Source organism: Colwellia sp. 75C3 (assembly GCF_002836255.1).
Taxonomy (GTDB): Bacteria; Pseudomonadota; Gammaproteobacteria; order Enterobacterales; family Alteromonadaceae; genus Colwellia.
The window spans coordinates 60318-82958 of the sequence record NZ_PJAU01000057.1 but is presented as its reverse complement, the minus strand read 5'-3'; the positions used below and the strand labels follow the sequence as shown (position 1 = coordinate 82958).

Annotated in this window: 19 protein-coding genes; 2 read left to right on the top strand and 17 right to left on the bottom strand. The window is 37.4% G+C overall.

Annotation, left to right across the window (positions count from 1 at the left end):
• Positions 1-17 precede the first annotated feature (17 nt).
• Together nrdB and yfaE are read left to right on the top strand one after the other, a co-directional pair.
• Positions 18-1163, top strand: a complete 1146-nt coding sequence (gene nrdB / locus CXF85_RS16530; RefSeq protein WP_101229746.1) for a class Ia ribonucleoside-diphosphate reductase subunit beta — start codon at positions 18-20, stop codon at positions 1161-1163.
• A gap of 43 nt (positions 1164-1206) precedes the next feature.
• The gene (gene yfaE, locus CXF85_RS16525; RefSeq protein ID WP_101229745.1) at positions 1207-1512 is read left to right on the top strand and encodes a class I ribonucleotide reductase maintenance protein YfaE; all 306 of its coding nucleotides are present in this window, start codon (positions 1207-1209) and stop codon (positions 1510-1512) included.
• Positions 1513-1540: 28 nt separating this feature from the next.
• Here the strand turns inward: yfaE and CXF85_RS16520 are convergent, their stop codons facing one another.
• From CXF85_RS16520 to CXF85_RS16440, 17 genes are all read right to left on the bottom strand, one after another.
• On the bottom strand, positions 1541-2899 hold the full coding sequence (locus CXF85_RS16520) for a diguanylate cyclase (protein WP_101229744.1): 1359 nt from the start codon (positions 2897-2899) through the stop codon (positions 1541-1543).
• A 74-nt stretch (positions 2900-2973) separates the two neighbouring features.
• Entirely contained in the window at positions 2974-5148 is a 2175-nt protein-coding gene (locus CXF85_RS16515; protein ID WP_101229743.1) for an ATP-binding protein, read from the bottom strand.
• A complete protein-coding gene (locus CXF85_RS16510) occupies positions 5145-6305 on the bottom strand; it encodes a response regulator (protein ID WP_101229742.1) in 1161 nt (386 codons plus the stop codon). Before CXF85_RS16510 ends, CXF85_RS16515 begins: the two co-directional genes overlap by 4 nt.
• 34 nt (positions 6306-6339) lie before the next feature.
• Entirely contained in the window at positions 6340-8088 is a 1749-nt protein-coding gene (locus CXF85_RS16505; protein WP_101229741.1) for an ATP-binding SpoIIE family protein phosphatase, read from the bottom strand.
• A gap of 57 nt (positions 8089-8145) precedes the next feature.
• Positions 8146-8451, bottom strand: coding sequence for an STAS domain-containing protein (locus CXF85_RS16500; RefSeq protein ID WP_101229740.1), 306 nt, complete (start codon positions 8449-8451; stop codon positions 8146-8148).
• 37 nt (positions 8452-8488) lie between these two features.
• A complete protein-coding gene (locus tag CXF85_RS16495; RefSeq protein ID WP_101229739.1) occupies positions 8489-9679 on the bottom strand; it encodes a methyl-accepting chemotaxis protein in 1191 nt (396 codons plus the stop codon).
• On the bottom strand, positions 9676-10797 hold the full coding sequence (locus tag CXF85_RS16490; protein WP_442871879.1) for a protein-glutamate methylesterase/protein-glutamine glutaminase: 1122 nt from the start codon (positions 10795-10797) through the stop codon (positions 9676-9678). The genes CXF85_RS16495 and CXF85_RS16490 overlap by 4 nt, the downstream gene beginning before the upstream one ends.
• A 32-nt stretch (positions 10798-10829) precedes the next feature.
• Entirely contained in the window at positions 10830-11453 is a 624-nt protein-coding gene (cheD, locus tag CXF85_RS16485; RefSeq protein WP_101229812.1) for a chemoreceptor glutamine deamidase CheD, read from the bottom strand.
• Positions 11454-11720: 267 nt separating this feature from the next.
• Positions 11721-12608 carry a CheR family methyltransferase gene (locus CXF85_RS16480; protein ID WP_232771241.1) on the bottom strand — a complete coding sequence of 296 codons (888 nt, stop codon included), beginning with the start codon at positions 12606-12608 and terminating at the stop codon, positions 11721-11723.
• 82 nt (positions 12609-12690) lie between these two features.
• Entirely contained in the window at positions 12691-15870 is a 3180-nt protein-coding gene (locus CXF85_RS16475) for a methyl-accepting chemotaxis protein (protein WP_101229737.1), read from the bottom strand.
• Between the two features lie 87 nt (positions 15871-15957).
• Positions 15958-16503, bottom strand: a complete 546-nt coding sequence (locus CXF85_RS16470) for a chemotaxis protein CheW (RefSeq protein ID WP_198555660.1) — start codon at positions 16501-16503, stop codon at positions 15958-15960.
• 66 nt (positions 16504-16569) lie between these two features.
• A complete protein-coding gene (locus CXF85_RS16465; protein WP_101229735.1) occupies positions 16570-17097 on the bottom strand; it encodes a chemotaxis protein CheW in 528 nt (175 codons plus the stop codon).
• Entirely contained in the window at positions 17094-19208 is a 2115-nt protein-coding gene (locus tag CXF85_RS16460) for a chemotaxis protein CheA (RefSeq protein ID WP_101229734.1), read from the bottom strand. Before CXF85_RS16460 ends, CXF85_RS16465 begins: the two co-directional genes overlap by 4 nt.
• Before the next feature lie 129 nt (positions 19209-19337).
• A complete protein-coding gene (locus CXF85_RS16455) occupies positions 19338-19700 on the bottom strand; it encodes a response regulator (protein ID WP_101229733.1) in 363 nt (120 codons plus the stop codon).
• 69 nt (positions 19701-19769) lie between these two features.
• Entirely contained in the window at positions 19770-20045 is a 276-nt protein-coding gene (locus CXF85_RS16450; RefSeq protein ID WP_101229732.1) for an STAS domain-containing protein, read from the bottom strand.
• A gap of 288 nt (positions 20046-20333) precedes the next feature.
• Positions 20334-20534 (bottom strand): DnrP protein, encoded by a 201-nt coding sequence (locus CXF85_RS16445; RefSeq protein WP_101229731.1) that lies wholly within the window; start codon positions 20532-20534, stop codon positions 20334-20336.
• A 33-nt stretch (positions 20535-20567) separates the two neighbouring features.
• On the bottom strand, positions 20568-22424 hold the full coding sequence (locus CXF85_RS16440) for a nitric oxide reductase activation protein NorD (protein WP_101229730.1): 1857 nt from the start codon (positions 22422-22424) through the stop codon (positions 20568-20570).
• Positions 22425-22641: the final 217 nt, after the last annotated feature.

The window sequence follows — 22641 nt, the reverse complement described above, 5'->3', positions numbered from 1 at the left end:
CCCAAAGGAATAAAAACATGACGTATACCACGTTTAATCAAATACCTAACAACGCACTTTTAGAACCAATGTTTTTAGGTAATAGCGTTAACGTTTCTCGCTATGATCAACAACGTTATATTGCTTTTGAAAAATTAATAGAAAAACAATTATCGTTTTTTTGGCGTCCAGAAGAAGTTGATGTATCTAAAGATAGAGCTGATTGGCAGAGCCTAACAGACTCTGAAAAGCATATTTTCATCTCCAACTTAAAGTATCAAACACTTTTAGACTCAATGGCTGCACGCTCTGTTAATGCTGTATTACTTCCTTTAGTCTCTTTACCCGAAGTAGAAACATGGGTAGAAACCTGGGCCTTTAGCGAAACTATTCACTCTCGCTCTTACACGCATATTTTACGTAATTTATTTACGGATCCTGGTGAAATATTCGATGATATCATCGTTAACCCTGCTATTTTAAAACGTGCTACTAGTATCGCTAAGTTTTTTGACGATGTAATTCTTACTACACAATTATTACAATCTCAGGGCGAAGGTACTTATGAGGTCGAAGGTGCTAATTCTGAAAAAAGAACGGTTGAAGTTAGTACCAGAAAACTTAAAGAACGTTTATATCTTGCAGTTTGCTCTGTTAACGCACTAGAGGCAATCCGTTTTTACGTAAGTTTTGCTTGCTCATTTGCTTTTGCAGAACGTGAGTTACTAGAAGGCAATGCAAAAATTATAAAGTTAATTGCGCGCGATGAAGCACTTCATTTAACGGGGACTCAACATATTCTTAATAATTGGAGATCAGGTAAAGATGACCCTGAAATGAAGGTTATTAGTGAAGAGCTTCGTGATGAAGGATTACAAATTTTCTTAGATGTTGTTGAGCAAGAAAAAGAATGGGCTCAATATTTATTTAAAGATGGCTCAATGATCGGGCTTAATGCCGAAATTTTGAATCAATATATTGAGTATATTTCTAATCAACGTTTAAGCGCTATCGGTTTTGATGCCCCTTTTGACATTAAAAGCAATCCTCTACCTTGGATGAATTCTTATCTTGTCAGCGATAATGTGCAAGTTGCTCCACAAGAAACTGAGATATCAAGCTACCTAGTTGGGCAGGTTGACTCTTCAGTAGCTGCAGATGACTTTGACGATTTCGACTTGTAAAAATGAAAATCGCATTGGCCTTAATTAAGGCTTGTTAATAAGTATGAAAGCAATACATGCACCTAAAAACTTGAAAGACATTATTAAATTAATACCAAAAATTCACGTTCAGGGGAAAGTTGTTCCTTATGAAAATAATGAACAGACATTACTCGATTGTTTAGAGTCTGCTAATGTAGAAGTTCATTATCATTGTCGTGATGGGTTTTGTGGTGCATGTAGAGTCACACTCGTAGCAGGTGAAATTAACTACCCTTTAGGTGAGCCGCTAGCTTATGTCGGCGACAATGAAATCTTGCCTTGCTGCTGCGTGCCTGTTACAGACATTAGCTTACTGATTGACGAATAGCCTCGCTATACGTTATATAGTGTGCCGATTAGCTCACATCCAACTGTAATTCTATTCCTTTCATCACTCGGTTAATTTGCGGTGATAGTTGTGAAAATAAGCTATCAAAATCTTCCGGCTTATCATCATTAACTGCTATGTCCAGTGCTTTAGTGGCTTCAAATAAGTCCATAGCACCAACAGAGCAGGCAACTCCTTTTAAGGTATGCGCTAGATGTTTTACTGAATCTATATCTTGCTGCTGTATAGCACTTTCCAATTTGTCTCCGTCGAGGTGATGGTCTTGATAAAACATCACTAATATCTCTTTAAACAATGCTTCGTCCCCTAATACATTACTAACGCCAACATCAAAATCAATACCATCATAATTAGCCATGATTATACCTTCCTGCAAAGGGTTATTTTTTTCTATATCGTCAGTATTCATTAAACTAACGAGCATTTTATCACTTTCATCTGGGGTGCTAATAATTCTAGCATCAACTACTTGGTTACGGCCATGCTCTTTCGCATAATAAAGTGCGCTGTCTGCTTGCTTTAATAATTCGTCAATGGTTAATGAGTCATTGGGAGCTAACACAAGTCCGATACTGACGGTAATATTAATATTTTTTTCATCATTATTATCAGTAATAATACCAACACTGAGTTGCTCCATATAATAACGGAATCTTTCACAGGCAATATTAGCACTTTCTCTGTTGGTATTAGGTAAACAAACAGCAAACTCTTCACCGCCAACGCGACCAATAATGTCATAACCCCGAAAGACTTCAGCCATACCTTGACTAAAAACACGCAAGACTTGGTCGCCCGCGTCATGTCCATAGTTATCATTTACTAGTTTGAAAAAATCAATATCAAACATTGCTACCACTAATGGTTGCCCGGCTCTATTTGCTAAACTGATAGCGTTATTACTTAATTCAAAAAAACTTCCACGATTATTAATACCTGTCAGGAAGTCGGTTTTCGCTAAATATTCAAGTTGAGCTGTTTTTTCTTTTAATCTGATCGCTGTTCTCATTCGAGCAAGTAGTACTTTTGCAACATAAGGTTTAGTTACATAATCACCGGCCCCTAACTCTAAGGCAGCAACAACCTCATCTTCATCTGTTGAAGCTGATAACATAATAACGGGGATTTGTGCACTAATAGTTTGTGCTTTTATTTGAGCTAACGTTTCTAACCCTGAAAGTCCGGGCATATACATGTCCAGTAAAATGAGGTCAATCTCTTGTGTTTCCAATGAAGCGAGTCCATCTCCGCCACTATCACAACATGTGACCTGGTATCCCGCTGCGCTAAGATCAAACTCCAATAACATCTGAGTATCTTTAGCATCATCAACAACCAGTATTCTATATTCTTTATCTAATATCATTTAGCAATCACCAGACTACAAACAAATTATTAATCTATGCATTATTATACCTACAAAGATCATTATTATTACTTTTATATAGCTAAAAATTCAGCTAACTCTTTAGAATTGAATGGCTTCCTAAGTACAGGGTATTCCCAACTCCTATCTTCAATGGCAATATAACCACTAATTGAGAATATATTTATATCTGGAAATTTCTCTAACACCATTCCCACGGCCTCTTTACCGGATAAATCAGGTAAAATCATATCGGTAATGAATATATCAAAGACAATGTCGCCATTAATTTTTTCGATTAGTTGCTCTTTATTATTCGCAACAACAACATTTGCCCCCTTGCTATCTAAAAACAGCGCGACAAATTCAGCAATACTTATTTCATCATCTAGCACTAAAATATTTGTATTTTTATAACTTAAAGATGATGTTTTTGATTCTTTAGCTAAATATTTTTCTTTTAATACTTTGCATTTAAAAACAAGGGTAAAGTGCGCTCCACCAATGTCACTGACGCCTTCAACTTGAATCAGACCATTATGTTTATACATAGTACTGTAAACATTAGCCAAGCCAATACCATTGCCTTTATTTACTGATTTCGAACTGTAAAATGGATCGAATATTTTCGTTAGGTTTTCTTTGGCAATGCCTACACCACTATCTTTAACATGAATTTCTAAACGATTGCTTTCAAGTAAATTAGCTGAAATCTCTATGTGACCACTTAGCCCTTTTTCTTGTATAGCATCTTGAGCATTAAGTACTAAATTCAACAAAATATTAATGAATTCCCCTTGAGGGAAATTTATCAAACAGTGCATAGGCTCAAATTTAAAGGTAACGTTAATCGTACTTAACAACAACTGCTTGAACAGATATTGATTATCATAAATATCTTGAATAGGGTCGAAACTAACAACTTTCACCGTGGGTTTGCGAGTAAAGGCTAATAACCGCTCAGTAACATCCTTACCTTTGTCTATGGCATTTTTTACTCTATCTATGTATGACGAAATATCTTGTTCGCCACGAGAAAATTTTATTTCCAACATTTCAATGGCACCAAGAGCAACACCTAATACATTATTAATATCATGGGAGACATTACCAAACGTATTTCCTAATAACGCTAGGCGATTGGAAATTACTTGCTGTTGCTCTGTACGGAATTTGTCGGTTACATTTTCAACTATCCAAATATAGATACCTTCATCTGCTTCATAGGTAACAGATAGGTCAAATACTGAAGTGTATTTATCAAAACTGACATTATTTTCTTTAATTTGACCTTGTTCTTTCGCCTGCTTTTTATATTCCATATATTCAGTAATACTGAAATTAATATAATTAAAAAGTACCGCACTCGCACCATCATGATGAGGGGATATGTCTTGGTAAACGACATTATCATTATCATCAATAAAAAATATTGGCACTTTTATAGTAAAATTAACCATTGCCAATAATTTTAATTTTTCAAAAAGATCTTCACTACGTGTGATATCTTTGTAAACACCAAATACCGCTAGAGCTACACCCTTACTATCTCGTTCAACTTCAGCGATAATCTCTACTTTAACTTTCTTACCCGTTGGCTGTATTAGCTGTGTTTTAAGGTGAAATGGCTGTTGCTGATGAATAGCATTATGAAAACTAGTACGAAATTTAGATCTATCTTTTTCCCGCAAGGCATCAACCGCACTTTCAAAGTCAGGTATTTTCGACTTATTATTCAATCCATGTATACGAAATATCTCGGCTGACCAGTCAAGTGTTGCTGACTGGATATCAAAGCGCCAGTGACCTGAATTACTGATGCGTTCCGCTAACATTAACCAATCATTTTGTTTTTTTAACTTCACTATCATATTTTTAGTAGCAGTAACGTCTTTCACTGTACCAAACATTAAACTCGCTCGACCATCAATACGTTCAACCACCTTACCAACTGCATGTAGCCATAGTTCTTGTTCTTGATTATTGACTATTGGGATAGTGACATCAATACGATCAATGTAGCCTTTAAGATGTTGCTGTATTTGCTGATGCACAGCATTGAGGTTATGACTATCGAGGTGTTTCTCCCATAAAATACTTTCACCAATTTTCTCTTCATCGGCATAGCCAAGTATTTTCGTTAATTGGGCTGAATAAAAGATATGTTCATTGACTAGGTCCCATTGCCAGTAGGCCTCATCAATGCCAGTTAGTACTTTGTGTGTTAAGTCTAGTGATTGTGAGTTCAAAATAATTCATCCTCATCATCAATATCATTATCATCTTCGTCATTTTCAGTGTTTAACTGTTGAAGCTGATCTACACTGTTAAGCGCTTGGTCAAGCAATTGGGTGACTTCTAAAAAATTTATATCATCTTGACTATGTTTTTTAAGTGCTCCATGTACCATTTCGGTGAGGAAATCTTCTTGCTCTTGTGACATATCTAAAATATGAAAACTAGTACCCATTTTTTGCACTATTTCATTCATCACTTCTTGTTGATGATGCTTGGAAATTTCAACCATTTTTTTAGTGGTGCTCACCGCTCGCTTTATTTGCTCTTGAACATCCACCAAAGAATTTTTATAGGTTATAAACGCCATTCTAGCGCCAATACATTCAATAACTGACGCTAAGGCATCAATATATATATCAGTGTCAATAGTGCCTTCTTCTAGGTTTAGAATAAATAAAGAGACTAAGGCATGGTTAAAAATAGTTCTTGAACCAAAACGATAAAGACGAGGTTTTACCTTTAATAGCTCCATTACTTCAATTTCTACGGGAGAGCACACACCTTTTTGAGCACTATAGAAGCTAGGTTTGTCATTGATAGGGTAAAATGCAATGCAGCCGTGTAAATCCATACTGTGAAAATAAGAAAAAACTTCATCGCGAATTTTTTCGTAGGTAAAGCAATGATTAAGTTTTGAAGTCAATTGCATGCAGCTTCCATACTTTGAAGCTTGTGCCATTGAAACGTTGATTACATTATTTTTTGATTGAATTTCATCTTCAAAATCATGGATTTTATCCTGGTAAACAATAAGTTTATCAAGCTTGGAGTGAAGGGTTAATAAAGAAAATGGTTTTGCTAAAAAGTCATCTGCACCACACTCCAAACCTTTAAGTAGTGCTTCTTCGGTTGCCATGCCTGAATACAAGATAAATGACGTCGGTGAATTATTGTTGCTCTGCTGCTCCTTTATCCAGACAGAGCCTTTTTCATTGCCAATATGTTCATCAACTAAGGCGATATCGAATTGTATATTTTCGCGCAGTAAATCCTTTGCAGCGGCTAAGTTACTTGCACATTTCACCTCGAAGGTGTCCTCTAAACTTTCTGCTAATAAGTTTAAGTAGTCAATGTCATCATCAATAATTAATAAATTGTGTTTTATCATCTTACAATTCCTTTTTGTGCAACCTTAACGACATTTAAACATGCCAAATATAACTTGCAGTCACTAAAGTACCTTTTTCTTGATATTCCAAGGTATCACAGAGTTGGTTGACTAATTCGACTCCTCGGCCACTTAATTTTAGACCGTCATTCATTGCAATGCTGTTATCTTTTATAACATCTAATACTTCAAATCCTTGACCACTATCTTTAATGTTAATAACCATTTTCCCACCGTGCGAAAGTGGGAAGTATTTCAATGAAATTCTGACAAAATCATTAGGTGCATTAATAACATTTCCAGCGAGTTTATCTAAACGTTTTGCCCGCTCATTAAAATACTGACTAAAACCTTCCGCTGAGTCTTTTAACGATGAATTTAATTCTAAGACCCCATGGTCCAAGGCATTAATAAAAAGTTCGGTTAATATAGTATATAAGCTCTGCCAGTGTTCGCCAGCACCTTCCAGATCATTAATTTGACTCATCACTAAAGGAATAGGATTCACTGTCTTTAATAATTTTCCTGTTAAGTGTAAATGATAAGACCACGTTGGTAAGGCGCCTTGTGGTATTCCAAAATAATTGTCTTCTTCGGAAAATCCTTCAGGTATCGCGACCTTATTGGTGATTTTAATTTTTTTCCAGCCACTACAGGGAATATCGACTAAAGAGATATCGTCTTCTTGCTCACAATGTTGACAAAAGTCATCAAGCTCTCTTAGCACACAGCTAATTAAATCTTTATTTTCTATGCCCTCTATCGCTGCTTTTTCAAACCGAGGAAAGCCAAAAAGTTCTCCTGGTGGGTTTCTTGCTTCGACAATTCCATCAGTGATAAATACTATTCGATCATTACTTTTGACTTGAATCACTTCGAGTTGAGCATCGGGCAATAGTTGCGGTAAAATTCCTAACGGGGGATGTGTTGAGGCAAACTGCTGTATAATTTTTGCACCTTCATTAAATAGGTAACCATCGGGTAAGCCTGCATTAAAAATATATGCTGACTTTTCATGTTCTGAAATACTCGCAAAACTTGCTGCAAAGAATAAATCACCGGGGAGTAAAGTATGCATTTGTCGGTTGATTTGAGCGATAATCTCTAAAATAGAGAAACCTTTTTTAGTCATCGCTCTAAACGTTTCAGTTACAGGAATTGCACCAATAGAAGAACGTAAACCATGGCCGGTAAAGTCGCCAAGTAGCACATGGAGATCACCATTAGGACACAAAGCACTTAATTGGATATCGCCACTAAAAATGGTGGCGGGCTTTTTAATCACGCCAATTTTGTCTAGCGCAAAATTTCTTGCTTCAATCACATTCGACATCATTTTTTCAGCAAGTTCGGCATCATTCTGCTGCTCTTGTTGTAGGCCTTTCACCTGTTCTACTAAATCACTTATTCTTTGCATCGATTTTATTTTAGCTTTAAACACGTTAGGGGTAAAAGGCCGTACTAAAATACTATCCCCTCCCGCATCAACACTCTTAATAAAAGCTTGTTCACTGTCCATACTAGTGATGAAAATAATGGGTGCTAGATTACCTACCCCCGAAAACTTTTTGATTCTTCTCGTCGCTTCAAAACCGTCCATAATGGGCATATTGATATCCATTAAGACAAGATCAGGTTGGTGATCAATGTACATTTGCACACCACTTGCGCCATCATTTGCAACCACTACGCGATAATTTTCTTCTTCCAGCAATACAGACAGCAATTTACATTGCATTTTAGAATCATCAACAACAAGTGCAAGTTTTTGGCTTGGAGACATATCACGTCCTTACAATCTACAGGTTAGGCCTAAATTTTAACCCGATAATAAAAAATGCTATTCAATCGTCATTAAACGCTGAAATTGCGCTATTTCTAATATTTTTCTTACGGTATCACTCGGCTTAGAGATAATAAGGTGTCCCGCATGAAGTTGTACGTGGTCTTTTAACAATAAAATCATACCAAGTGCCGAGCTATCCATATATTCAGTTTGGCTTAAATCTAAAATATAGGTTAGCTCTTGAGTCGTTAAACTGTTGTATGAGTCACGAAATTGTTGATGTAGAGAGAAATCAAAACGCTCATCAATTGAAATGACAAGCTGTTTACCATCTGCTGAAAGTTTATTGTTAATAGTCATGAGTATATTCCTTATATATTTATTAAATTTCGAAAGCTTAGAATAAGTCTATCTCACCTTCATCCATATTTAGTTGCTTAACACTACGTGAATCTTCTGCTTGCTGAGTCACCTGATAGACTTGTTGACAGGTCGTTTTAAGTGAAATTAATTGTTGATGAACAGCTACATTGGGATTTTTAACAAAGGTTGCTAATGCATCACTTATTTCATGGAGGCTACTGACATTCATCTGTAATGATTCTAGTGATTGTCGCGTTAAATCCTCAAACTGTAACGAACGTACGCCAATATTGACTGCTTCGGTAATCTTAGGTGCAATGATAGCCAACTCTTCAACACTCTGCGTTGTTTGGTTATTAACATCTTCAACATGGCTCATCATCACGGTCATTTTGTCTTTTGCCTCTAACGTCGAGGTCATATCTGCCGAGGCCATTGTTTCAACTGAGCCACGTAATTTAGCAATGATTTCTTTGGCACTATTAATTTCAGTACGGATATCTTCATTAAGTTTTGTTGAACCAACAGATAAACTACGCACTTCATTAGCAACAACAGCAAAACCACGACCCGCTTCTCCCGCTCTTGCCGCTTCTATTGCCGCATTAAGTGCTAACAAATTAGTTTGGCTCGCCAAGCCCTCAACTTGTGATAATAATTTAAAGATACTATCAAATTGTGCAACCATATCATCAGTATAGGTCATCGTTTCAAGACTTTGTTTACTGGTATTAATAATAACACCAACAAAATCATCAAGGGTTTTATTGGAATCAGTGACAAAGCTTTCTAATGAGCCTCCTTGGCCATCTTCCATATTGCCTGAATGAGAAATCAATAACTGAATCATTTGTTGCTGATCATCACTCAAGTTCTGTAACTCTTTAAAGCTTTCTGATATTCCTGTCACTGCATCTGCAACCAACATTTTTGTACGTTCTAATTCTTTTTCAACGATTTTTATTTCTTGATGAATAAATTGCTGTAACTCGTAAATAACACTATGGATTAATTCATCGTCAACCACCGGCATTGTTTCACTATTTTTTGCATCACCTTTTCCAGAGATAAGTTTATGTATTTGGGTAGCTAACACTATCAATAAAATAAATAGAACAGAAAGTAAAAGCACAAATATAGTTTCTTCATGAACAAAAAAATGATTTACCCATATCAATAACGTGAGTACGCACGATAAATACAATCCTTTTTTTATATAACTCATAGAGCTTTTCCAACACTACTTTTTGCTAAGACGTCCTGCATCTGTATTCGATTTAAAGAAGCATAATCAAGTATATGCTTGGCAATATCAGTTAAAGGTGCCTCCATAGTATGAGCAGCAATGGCATGCGCCCTGCCTGGCATTCCCCAAATAAGGCTGGAGTTTTTATCTTGTATTACGGTTCTAGCGCCGAGGTTTTTTAACCTTAACATTCCTTGAGCACCATCTTGACCCATGCCAGTTAACAGAACAGCTTGTACGTTATCAGCTAAACTACTGACAGAATCAAATAACACATCTACTGCCGGTTTATGACGATTAACTTCATCGCCATCACTTAAAGTACAAAACAATGCCCCGTTTTTATGAACCACTTCTAGGTGTTTATCTCCCGGAGCAATATAAACATGTCCAGTTTTTATTTTTTGACCGTGACTAGCCTCATGTACCTCAACCTGACAAGTTTCGTTCAAGCGTTGGGCAAACCGTAAACTGAATGTTTTTGGAATATGTTGAGTGATAACAATAGCTGGCGAATTACTTGGTAGCGTTATCAATAGTTTTTTTATCGCTTCCGTACCACCTGTTGAAGCACCAAGGGCAACGAGGTGATTAGCGCGTTTAACACCGACAAAGGATAAAACATTACCAATATTTTTGGTTGTTTTATTACTTGCAGTATTATTTGCTAAGGTATCTGATAATTTAAAATTCTTTTGATCAACCTTTACAGCCTGAGTAATTTTTTCTATCAATACTTCCTTAAAGCTGTCTTGAGTTGCCATTAACTCTTGTACTGTTGGCTTAGCAATAAAATCTAAGGCGCCAATTTCCAAAGCCTGCAACGTTATATCAGCTCCTTTAGTGGTGAGAGTCGAAAGCATAATCACTGGCATAGGACGTAAACGCATAAGATTAATTAGAAAAGTAATACCATCCATTTTTGGCATTTCTACATCTAAGGTTAATACATCAGGATTTAACTTTTTGATAAGGTCACGAGCAACCAAAGGATCTTCAGCCTCGCCAACCACTTTTATATGTGGGCTATGGCTAAGAGATTCTCTGATTATGTTTCGAATTACCGTAGAATCATCAACGATAAGTACTTTAATTATATCCATGGTATTTGACTCCTTCACTGAGATGATTAAAAAAGCTCAACATCGCCACTCACCTCTTTTTTATAAATTTGACTGCTATAGTCATTTTCACGTCGGATAATAGTGTCATTATGCAGGTTATCGAGTCGCTTAATAAAAGCACGGCCACTACGCGGTTCAAAAATCACTTTTCTTGGAAATACATCGCCAATATCACTACTTTCAATAAAAATTTCTTCTTGATCTAAATAAGCTAAGGCAAAATCAATATTCTTTTGCCCTACATCAGACATTTGATTAAGCACCTTAGCTCCACCAAACACCTTAGCGCGTAAATTTCCCCTTCTACCACCTGATCTTAAAATAATATTAATTAGATGTTCCATGGCAAAATTTCCATAACGGGTTGCATCACCTGTTTTTTCTCTTTGGCCCCAATTTACTTCATGCGCTTCTTTATTGGTGATCGGTAACATAAAATGATTCATACCACCGATTCGACTACGTTCATCCCATATACAGGCAGAAATACATGAGCCCAACGTAGTGGCGATCGCGACATTCTCCGTGGTCATATAAAATTCACCGGGTAAAATTTTAGCAACCACCATATCCCTTTGCCTATCCCAATAATGGTTAACTTGCTTAAATTCAGGTAAGCACTGATCCATATATTCAGATAACTGTGGGTGATCATGTCTTTGCACAAAATATCCTCGACTTAATGGTTGATACCCGATCCACTTGAAGATGCTGGTTTAGAAACGCTTTATGCTTCGTTATTGATTTTTAAAAAGACGCTACATGGATGTAGCTTCCTAGAGAATGCAGGAGCACATTCTCCTGAGTAACCATTCTCTTCAATCAATGCCTTGGCTAAAGGCGTTTCTAATTCCTGCTGAATCATGCCTATTCAAATGTAACGGGTAAACATAAACCTAATACGGTTTCCTGAAAATGGTTCTGCCAACATTACTAAAATATTGTTGATAGTTACCTAAGTTCTCACTATGCCCTAGAAAAAGTAAACCTCCGGGGGCTAGCAACTCAAAATAACGGGCAAACAATTCGTGTTGAGTTTTTTTATCAAAATAAATGATGACATTTCGACAAAATATGGCATCAAATGGTCCTTTAATCGGCCATTCATGTAATAGATTTAGTTGTTTGAATGTGATAATGCTTTGGAGCTTGTCATGTACTTTGACACTTTGACTGCTTTTCCCACGTCCTTGAAAAAAATAGCCCTGCTTAATTTTTTGTGGAATGTCTTCAATACGGTTAACATCATAAACGCCTGCTTTTCCTTTAGCTAACACTTCACTATCAATATCTGTTGCCAGAATTTTTATATCCCAGTGAGGTAAGTCCTTTTTCATTGCTTCAAGTAGCGTTATGGCAATGCTGTATGGCTCTTCACCCGTTGAACTTGCTGAAGACCAAATTCGTAAACGCTTTTTACCATCGGATCCTGCAGTCTTACTTTTTAATAAAGCGGGTATTTCTTCTTTTGTTAAATATTCGAAGTGATGGTTTTCTCTAAAAAAACTGGTTAAATTGGTTGTTATTGCATTAATAAAAAAATCTTTTTCTTTATCTCCTTGGTCTCTTAACAACTGACTATATTCAGAAAATGAGTTGAGTTTTCGATCTCTAACAATGCGCGTTAATCGTCTGTATAACATCTCTCTTTTACTATCATTGAGAACTATACCCGTGTTTTCGTAAACAAACTGACAGATGAATTTAAAATCATCATCTGAAAGTTGCATAGCTTGGTCTCTATTAAGACCACGATCTTTTGGATGACCTTGCCTGTTACTCATATTTCCTCTTAGCTCAGTCATCCTAATCTTTCTCCTTTATAGTATGTTTCTACGCTACGTAATTAGTTGCCTTTAGTTTAGGTTAAAACTCCTCCCACTCTTGATCACCCGCTGTACTTGGGCGTTTAGCTGCTCGTACTGGCCTAGGCGCTTTGGTATTCGACTGCCTAGCGGCTGGAGCTGCTGGTGCTCTAGGTTTAGCTCTACTTTGACGTTGTTCAGCTACCGGTTGTTGCGCTGTTTCACCATTATTGAAAAATGATACTTGGTCTAATAGTGACTGAGACTGCTCTTCCATCGATTTACTCGAAGCGGCGGCCTCTTCAACTAGTGCAGCATTTTGTTGAGTCATTTCATCCATTTGGCCCACTGCAGCGCTTACTTCGCCAATGCCTGCAGACTGCTCTTTACCTGCATTGTCAATATCGGCAATCATTTTACTTACATCTTCAATCGCAGTGACAAGTTCACTAAATGTTTGCCCTGTTTCATCAACTAGCTTAGTGCCTTGACCTACCGCTTCGACACTGTCGTTAATCAACCCTTTAATTTCTTTAGCTGCGCCGGCAGAGCGTTGTGCTAAGTTTCTTACCTCAGCGGCAACTACCGCAAACCCTCGTCCTTGTTCGCCTGCTCTTGCCGCCTCTACCGCAGCGTTTAAAGCAAGTAAATTGGTTTGGAAAGCAATTTCATCAATAACACTGATAATGTCAGCAATCTTTTTACTCGATTTATTAATATCACTCATCGCAGTAATAGCATTTCGAACCACTGCACCACCGTTACTGGCCTTATCCATTACTGATACAGATAACTTACTTGCCTCAGTGGTATTCTCAGCATTTTGCTGCACGGTACTGGTTAATTCTTCCATGGCAGAAGCTGTTTCTTCTAAACTTGAAGCTTGTGATTCAGTACGATGACTAAGCTCATTGTTACCAGATGCTATTTCACGAGCTGAATCAAAGACATTGGTAGAAGCATCACGTATTTCATCAACCATATTGCTTAAGTTTTCAATGGAGCCGTTCATGGCATTAGCAAGTGCTAAGAACTCACCACCATAATCATTACGCATTGTTTTAGTTAAATCACCATCAGCAAGTGCTTGAGCAATATTAATGGCATCATTAATCGGTTCAACAATTGAATTCATCAAGTTATTAATATTATCACCTAACTCCTTCATAAAGCCTTGATATTCAGCAGTTTCAATGCGGCTATCTAACTTACCCGCTATAGCATCGGTAATTAAGCTATCTATTTGACCCTGCGCATCTTTTTCTTCGGTTAAATCGACCCATTGAACAGCCGTGCCAACATGATTTCCTTCTTCATCTCTTAATGCAATGGCTATAAGTTGGAAAGTTAGACCAACAACTGATATTTCAGTGGTGTACGGCAAATTATCAGGATTTCCTAATAAGTTTTGCTGATGAGCTGGATTTTTATGGAAGGTATCAAAATTAGTACCTACCATGGTATCAACACTAAACGATGGTAATACAGTACGAAGTTGCGCTTCTCGGCGACGTAACATGGTGGCAACTGATGGGTTGGCATACACTATATTGCCTTTAGTATCAGCCATCATTACATTGGTTGTCATGCCTTCAATAGTAGATGTTAATCGACCAACTTCGACCGACTTAGCACGAGCAGCGGTGACATCCTGCCACTCCAGAGCATTACCAATATAGTCCCCTGAAGCGTCTAGAATTGCGGTAACATTAAGTTGAAAACTTAAATGTTTAATTTGAATGTCGGTTGTGTACGGTAAATTATTTGGATCTGATAATAACTTGCGTTGATGACTTGGATTTCTATGGAAGCTATCAATGTTAGTACCGATAATCACTTCTGGATCTGCGGTAAAACCAGGCCAATTATCGGCAAAGGTTGCTTCATGCTCTTTTAATAGCGCGAGGGTTGCTGCATTAGCATAGGTGATATTAAAATCTCTATCTATCATAATACTGGCGGTAGCAGATTGATCAATGGCGCCCTGTAGTTGCACTGCTTTATTTTCTTGTTCCCTCATTGCGGTTACATCTGACCACTCTAATGCATTACCAATATATTCACCATTAGCATCCATAATAGCGGAAACGTTCAGTTCAAACGTTAAATGCTTTATTTGAATATCAGTTGTGTAAGGTAGGTTATTTGGGTCCGCTAGTAATTTACGTTGATGGCTTGGATCTTTATGAAAAGTATCAATGTTGGTACCCATCACCGATTCAGCATCCGCTTTAAACCCAGGCCAATTATCGGCAAAGGTTTTTTCATGTTCTTTCAATAGCGCGAGGGTCGCGGCATTAGCATAGGTGATATTAAAATCTCTATCGATCATCATATTGGCAGTAGCTGATTGATCAATCGCACCTTGTAGCTGTACCGCTTTATTTTGTTGTTGTCTTGTTAAAGTAACATCTTGCCATTCAAGCGCATTACCAATATATTCGCCGGCATCATCCATGATGGCACTAACGTTTAATTCAAAAGTTAAATGTTTAATACTAATATCTGTTTTGTATGGCAGGTTACTTGGGTCTGATAATAATTCTCTTTGGTGACTAGGTTGTTTATGAAAACTGTCTATGTTAGCAGAAAGAATGGCTTCGCTACTTGCATCAAAACCAGGCCAATTATCTGCAAAGGTTTTTTCATGTAGCTTTAATAATGACAACGTCGCTTGGTTGGCATAAGTTACATTAAAATCTCTATCTATCATCATAAATGCCGTAGCAGATTGATCAAGTGCACCCTGAAATTTTGCGTTTAAATCATTGTTCTGCTTTTGTTCGACAGTATTCTTTTTCATAGTAGGTCCTTTTGCTGATTGGGTTGATGCGGCATCATTAGCTGCAGCAATCATAGTAGTTGCTAAAGTTTGGTATACCGCTGTCCAAGCCTTTTTTGTCGGGGCAGTAAAGTCTGCACCGAGACCTTGTGCCAACGTTTTCAGTAACGCTGCGCCAACCGTGTCGTAATGTTCTGACTGGGCCCCATATTTAAGGTGCTTAGCACCTAAGTTTTGCACTGCCGGAATTAACTTATCAGGGTTATCAAGTAACTTTACTGCGGTGTCGAGCATCGCCATTAATTTTTTGCCTTGCTCGGCAATATCACTAGAAAATAATGTTTTTAATGAAGGATCCATTTCAAACAAAGTGGTATAAAATATCTCTGCGGCTTGAGGCGCGATGGGTAATACTTTTTTCCAACTTTTTTGCACTAAACTTATTTGATTTGGGGTCATAAGTTATTTTCCTGTGTTGTTATTGTTAATCAATGGATTCTGTATATTTAGCTTAGTGTTCGGATGTACTTAACTAGAGGTCTTTAATTAAGCACTAGACAAGGAGGGTGCGTCTCTACTTAGTGTAGAGTTACTATCGGTTTTAGCTTGCTGCTGAACTGTACTTGCTTCATTACGTTGGACAGTGCGATATAAGTCGTCCTCGTTTAACAGTGAGTCACTATCAAGTAAGATAATCAGCTTTTCTTCGACTGATACTAATCCCTTTAGAAAACAGCCATCAATACTACTGCCAAAAGCGGGGGCTTTACGTATAGATTGAGTGGTAAATTTGTAAACTTCTGACACAGCATCAACCACAATACCAACAACCATACTGGTAGATTGCTGCCGTAATATAATGGTGACGGTCTGCTCGTTATAATCAAGTGGTGGCTGACCAAACCGTAGGCGTAGATCAATGATAGGTATAATGACACCTCGAAGATTAATTACCCCTTTGATATAGTCAGGTTTATTAGGCAATTCAGTGACAGAGCTCCAAACCCGAATTTCTTGTACACAGAGTATGTCAACGCCATACTCTTCTCCTTGAAGAATGAAAGTAAGATACTCTTGTTCTATATCTGCCATGATCTTTCCTTTAAACAAAATAGTTTCGTTATTACTCATCAAATGACTAGTAACTGAGAATAAACATTAACTTTGCAATCTATGCTTTTCTACTTGTTGTAAATGAGCAACATTAAGAACTGTTACCACCTTATTCTCACTATTAATTAAGCCATCAATATATTGCTGACCTACACAGCCGCCAAATGCTGGTGCTGGTTTAATATCAGCTTGTTCAACATTGAGCACATCGGAAACAGCATCAACAACAAAACCAATAGTGCGTGATCTGTCTTCGCTTTGATAAGTAAGCACTATCACTACCGTGGTTTCTAAATAATTAGCGTGACCAATGCTAAACTTAAGTCGTAAGTCGACGATGGGAACAATTATTCCTCTCATATTAATGACACCTTTTATATAACTTGGTGCATTAGGAATTTTTGTTGGCTGCTCCCAACTTCTTATTTCTTCAACACACAAAATATCGACCGCATATTGTTCTTCTGCTAAGAGAAAAGTTAGGTATTGATCACCGCTGGTAATAAAGTCAATACCTTCGACTGAGTGCTCCCCTTCCACAGGAACATCTTGTGCCATAGCTTGTATATTCATAAACAGACCTCCTCAGCGATATGGCTAGTTCCATCAGTTCTTAGCCGTTGGGCTTTTTGAGCTTGCTCTAATGCCATCATTATCATTCCTGGTATATCTAGTATCATTGCGACAGAGCCATCACCGAGAATTGTAGCGCCGGATATCCCTGCAACCTGCTGATAATTATCATTTAAGCTTTTTATTACCACTTGTTGCTGAGCCAACAAATCATCCACCATCAAACCAATTTTTTGCCCATCAGCTTCAACTACAACCAGTAATGCTTTATCAATTTCTGTGCATTCTGTCTCTAAATGAAACATCTTATATACCGGTAAAACAGGAACATTGTCATCACGTAATCGATAAAGAACCATATCGCCTGAAACTCGGTTAATGAGGGTATTATCAATTTGTAGTGATTCAACAATTGAAATAAGTGGAATAATGTATGTTTCAGTGCCCACTTTGACTAACTGGCCGTCTAATATTGCCAGTGTTAAAGGTAGGTTTACTTTGAAAGTGCTGCCCTTACCTAAAGCAGATTCAACTTGAATTCTGCCTCCTAATGATTGAATGTTACGTTTTACGACATCCATACCCACACCACGGCCCGATATATCAGTAACTTCAGCCGCCGTAGAAAATCCAGGCTCAAATAATAAATCATAAACCTGACTATCCGTTAAGGTAGCATTGGCGTCTATAAGGCCTTTATCAATGGCTTTATCTAACACTGTTTTTGTATTGATACCTGCGCCATCATCCTTAATTTCAATAACAATATTGCCACCTTGATGATAAGCATCTAATGAAATGGTGCCTTTCTCTGGCTTACCACTCGCAAGTCTAACTTCTTTAGATTCAATGCCATGGTCGGCAGCATTTCTTACTAGATGTACTAATGGATCACCAATTTGTTCCATTACCGTTTTATCTAGCTCGGTTTGTTCACCACTAATCACTAACTCCATTTCCTTACCCGTCTTTATGGCTAAGTCGTGTACAAGTCGAGGGAAGCGATTAAAAGCAAAACTGATAGGCAGCATACGGATACGCATGACACTTTCTTGTAATTCTTTGGTATTTTGTAAAAGTTGTTCAAGACCACTGGTCAGGCGTTCAACTTTACTCATGTCAAAATCATTGCCTAATTCGGACAACATAGATTGAGTGATAACTAGCTCGCCGACTAAGTTAATTAAACTATCAACTTTATCGACACCAACCCTAATTGAGCCTAAGTCGGCTTTTGCTTTACCTTTAGTTTCTTTATTTTTATTTTCAACGACTGCAGCTACTTCATTACTATCAAGAGGCTCTTGATTGGCGACATTGTTTGATTGGGGAGCGCCGGCTGATTGATTAACGTCTGAATTAACATCCTCTGCTAAGTTTTGACTAGTCTCTTCATCAGATATATCTGTTATCGGCTCTAATTCCAATAAACATTCATCTTCAACCCATTCAAAAATCTCTATTATTTCAGCTTCTTCTGCTTCTGTGATAAGCGTTAATTGCCAGCTTAAGTAGAGCTCTTGTGCATCAATATCCATCAATGCAGGTAATTCTTCGGTGTTAGCACAAATGGTTAACTCGCCCAGCTCAGCTAACGCACTAAAAAGGAAGATGGGATCATTACCCGTTTTAGCTAAGCTATGCTCAGGAATAAATTTGATGTGGTAACCACTGCCACCATTTTTACTATCATCATGTTCAATTTCACTGTCACCTTCGGTTGATTGTTGTTCACCTAAGGTTTCAGATAATCTTGCCGAGGTTTTCGATACCTTGTCATGATCGTAATCTTCATCATCGCGAGCGGCTTCAATCAACAAACGCATACAATCGACCGAGTCCAGTAATATTTCGGTATCTTTACTGGTTACTTCTCGACGGTTATCTCGCATTTCATCGAGTAAGGTTTCGACTAAATGAGTAAATTCGGTAACACTATCAAAACCAAAGGTACCAGCACCGCCTTTGATCGAATGAGCAGCTCTAAAAATTGAGTGAATAGTCTCATTGTCACCCGGTTTTAAATCTAATAGTCCGGACTCCATCAACTCGAGTCCTTCAAAGCTTTCTTCTAAAAAACTTGGAATAAATTGTGATAAATCGACACTCATAACAGATTACCTACTCTTTCCTTGTCAAAACCAGGGAAATTACCACAACAAAGTACTTATATAATAGGTACTTAAGATAAGTTCGATAGATGTACTAAAACGATTGAACAGACATTGATGCCAACAATGTTACTTAACCACACGTTTAATGGTGGCTAATAATTTTTCGGGATTAAACGGTTTCACTAACCACCCTGTTGCGCCAGCCGTTTTTCCACGCATTTTCATATCGGTAGAGCTTTCTGTTGTTAGCATCAAAATAGGAGTGAATTTAAAGTTAGCTAACTTTCGTAGTTCAGTACATAAACTAATACCATCCATATTTGGCATATTTACATCTGAAATAACTAAGTCAAAATCACAGGTTTGCGCTTTACTTAAACCATCTTGACCATCTTTAGCTTCGACGGTTTGGTAACCGGCACTTTTTAGGGTAAAACTGACCATGTCTCTTATTGAGTTTGAGTCATCAACAACTAACACTTTAGTCATACTGGTTTCCTCAGAGGTTAATACTTCGAAGTTCTGGATGTTTATATTTTAATAATAAATACAAAGACTTTAATCCATGATGTATTGCAATAAAATGGCATCACTGATGCCAAGTTGTTGAATGCTTTCTTTTAGGACGCTTGATTTGGATTGCCACTTAATTTCTTTACCTTGGGCAATAATATAGGTAACAACTGCAAGGATAAATTGCACACCAATAGTATCAATGCGCGCTAACTCACTGTCATCAATGGTTATCACATCTTGGTCATCTATTAGTGGAAGAATTTGAGCTTGGTACTCGTCTACCTGAGCAATTGTTAAGTCACTGGGAAATTTGATCATTTTGATGCATATCCGTATTTATTATTATTTTACCTTGTGCCATAAAGCATATGACAGATTTACCGTAATGCAAGAAAGTAGAAAAATAAATACAACTATTACGTAATACACTGATAAACATTGTTATTTTTTGTCGTGAAAAGATAAGTCATTTGAAAAACAACACTTTTTTTTGGTAGCAATAAAAGCAAAAAAGCGCAAGAAAAAATAACTTTTCCTTACACTTTTTAAGGTGTTACAAAATTGGCTGCTTTGGCTGCTTTTACCATAACGCAGAGATGAAATATTTTAACGGGGTAAATAAAAGACCATAACCAGGCAGAATAGTGCTATCAGCCAAAAAGCTTTAACAAAAAATCTTACCTTAATATTTCTATCATTTGGGTGTTTTATAGGTAATTCCATACCACAGTGTCGACATTGTTTATTTTCACCTTCACAAGTGTTTTCAGATTGACAATACAAACACGTTTTAGTCGTTTGGCTCATACTATTCCCTTATTCATATTCGTTTAATAGCAGCTAATGTGAAGTCAACTGATGGTACAATTGCGGTAAACGTATAGGTAATTGCGCCGGCCTTAATATTTGAGTAAAACCATCATTACCAAATAAGTAAGGTAAATATTCTTGTGCATCAACATCTATCGATATACAAAAAGGTTTGATGCCTAGGCGTTTTGCTTCATTAATTGCCTGATGAGTATCTTCAATACCAAAACGACCTTCATAGTGATCGATATCATTAGGTTTACCATCAGTTAAAATAAGCAATAACTTATCCGCTGTTTTTTGCTCACTTATGACCTTAGTTGCTTGACGTATAGCCGCCCCCATACGTGTATAAAAACCAGGAGTGATTGCCTGTATACGCCCTCTGACATGATCATTATATTTCTCATTAAAGTTTTTAAGCATAGTAAAGCGAACATTGCTGCGTTTTACTGAAGAAAAACCATACATGGCAAAATTATCACCTACCGCCTGTAATGCTTCACCAAAGAGTAATAAACTCTCCTGCACTACATCAATAACACGATTATCATTGTCTAAGTAAGAATCTGTCGACATTGATAAGTCAGCTAATAACAAACAAGATAAATCACGATTGTTACCTCTATATGATTGAAATAAGCCTTTTTCCGCCGTAGCTGCCGTCCTACTCTCAACATGAAAATCAAGCCAGGCATTGAGATCAAGCTCTTCCCCTTGCGGTTGAGCTTTCATCCAATACTTTACACTACGTAACTGCTCAAACTGTGCCTGGATCATTTTTGCTGTTTTTTGTAATTTTATCGGTAATTTAGCTGGTGTCGAATCACGAGGTAACATTGGTTGTAATAAACAACGGTCTTCTTGTAAGGTTTGCGTTTTATAATTCCACTCAGGTAACTTTATACCTTCTCCTAGTGGAATATCATCTTGAGACGCCGAAGGTAAATCTAAATCTATTTTTATTTGACCGCTTTTTTGATGCTCTTGTTTTTTGGTCAAGGTAATTTTATCAAGATCATCAATCGTACTTTGATAATCCTCCTCGTCTTCATCACTGTCATCCGTACCACGATCCATTTTAGAAAACTCACTCCATGAAAATAAGCTTTCTAGGCGAAAAATCATCATGCCTCCACGACTATCTGGCGAGTCAACGCGCTCAGCCTTTTTTCGTGAACTAGTCGATTTTTTGGTTGATTTTTTTTCTGCGTCTTTATCTTCACTATCATTTAACAGTTCATCTTCATCGCTCTCGGGCGCAAAAACATCATCACTATTGGCGGACGGATAAAGCCATAAACAGACCGCTTGGGGAGCAAAATTTACCACAGGGAATTCATTAACCGATCCAGGGGTTAAGATGGCATTTTGAATAGACTGCTCCATCGTTCTTTCTATTGGGGGCAATTTATCTAATGGCGGTCGCATCGCTACGAATGCTTTGGCTAAGCGGCGGTATCGGTTGTGCAGCGCAGGAAATTTCTCGAGTACATCGACGACTAACGTTTGATTGTCTTTAGCCCAGTGACGAAAACTGCCATTATGATGAGCAGCTAAAACGGCGAGCCAAATGTAAAGGTCATAATTAAGCGTTTTGTCATTAAAAACAGCTAATGATTCAGGTAAGCGTAAGCTTTCTTCATCTTGCCAAGCAAGACTAACGAGTTGATTATCTCCTGATATTTTTTGCAAGAAGGTTTTACGTGTTAAATATTCGCGTCCTGTTGCCGCTTCAACGCGTTTAACAACATCACCACCTAAGGCTCTAAAAACCATCGCGACGGATTTACTTACTTGATCAAAATTTACCCGTGCCTCATCAAACTCGGGGTTTGCTTTACGAGTAATATATTTATGCCAAAGTCCACCAACCCACTCTTCCATAGCCGTACTTCATTCATTTAAATAGATAGTAGTAAGATTGTATCAATAAAATTATCGATTGCTGTGATGTGGGTCAATAGAAGGTTATACCAGCTTCATTTAGTTTGTGATCTGGTTATGCGAAAAGAAAATAAAATAAATTAAATTAAATTAAGGTAGGCGCTCAATTAAAGAGTAGCGTGCTATTGGGATTAAGAGTAATGCAGCCTTGTTATAT